The 1,058-nt window shown below is 69.1% G+C and carries 1 protein-coding gene; it reads left to right on the top strand.

Annotated features, from left to right (window positions below; all coding sequences use genetic code 11):
• On the top strand, positions 1–1,058 hold a 1,058-nt coding region (zwf, locus tag ACTS11_RS15660; protein ID WP_442641230.1), incomplete at both ends, for a glucose-6-phosphate dehydrogenase.

Here is a 1,058-nt window from a genome sequence, read left to right as displayed (position 1 = left end):
TCTACCGGCGCTTCCTCGACGGGCAGATGCCGCCCGAGGCGCGGATCATCGGGGTCGCCCGGACCCAGCAATCGGCCGAGGAATGGCGCGGCTGGGTTGCGCAGGCGCTGGAGGAATTCGTGCCGGCCGGCCGCCGCGACGCGGCCGCCACGGAGGCCTTCCTCGCGCGGCTGGACTACCTCGCCGTCGATGCGCGCGGCGAGGAGGGCTGGGCGGACCTTCGGGGCCGGATGCGCCCCGACGCGGTGCAGGCCTTCTACTTCTCGGTGGCGCCCGCGCTCTTCGGCGATCTCGCCGGACGGCTGCATGATTTCGGCATCGCGCGGGAGGATGCGCGGATCGTGGTGGAGAAGCCCTTCGGCCACGACCTCGCCTCGGCGCGCGCGCTGAACGCGACGCTGAGAGCGCATTTCGACGAGACGCAGATCTACCGGATCGACCATTACCTCGGCAAGGAGACGGTCCAGAACCTGATGGCGGTGCGCTTCGGGAACGTCCTGTTCGAGCCGCTCTGGAACACGCAATACGTCGACCATGTGCAGATCACGGTGTCCGAGGAGGTGGGCGTGGGCGGGCGCGGCTCCTACTACGACCAGGCAGGGGCGATGCGGGACATGGTGCAGAACCACCTGATGCAGCTCCTGTGCCTGACGGCGATGGAGCCGCCCAACCGCTTCGAGCCCGACGCCGTGCGCGACGAGAAGCTCAAGGTCATCCGCGCGCTCGACCCCGTGGGGCCCGAGGACATCGTGCGCGGGCAGTACAAGGCGGGGGGCAAGGGCCCCTCCTACCGCGAGGATGCCGAGAACGACGAGAGCCGGACGGAGAGCTTCATCGCCATGAAGCTCCATGTCGCGAACTGGCGCTGGAACGGCACGCCCTTCTACCTCAGGACGGGCAAGCGCCTGCGGGCGCGGAAGTCCGAGATCGTGATCCACTTCAAGGAGCCGCCGCACTCGATCTTCGACGAGGATGCGGGCAGCCGCGCGAACGTCCTCTCGATCCGGCTCCAGCCCGACGAGGGGATCGACCTGCGCGTGAGGATCAAGGAGCCGGGG

The organism is Roseicyclus sp., assembly GCF_052168335.1.
Lineage (GTDB): Bacteria > Pseudomonadota > Alphaproteobacteria > Rhodobacterales > Rhodobacteraceae > Roseibacterium.
This window is presented reverse-complemented; position numbering and strand designations above follow the sequence as displayed.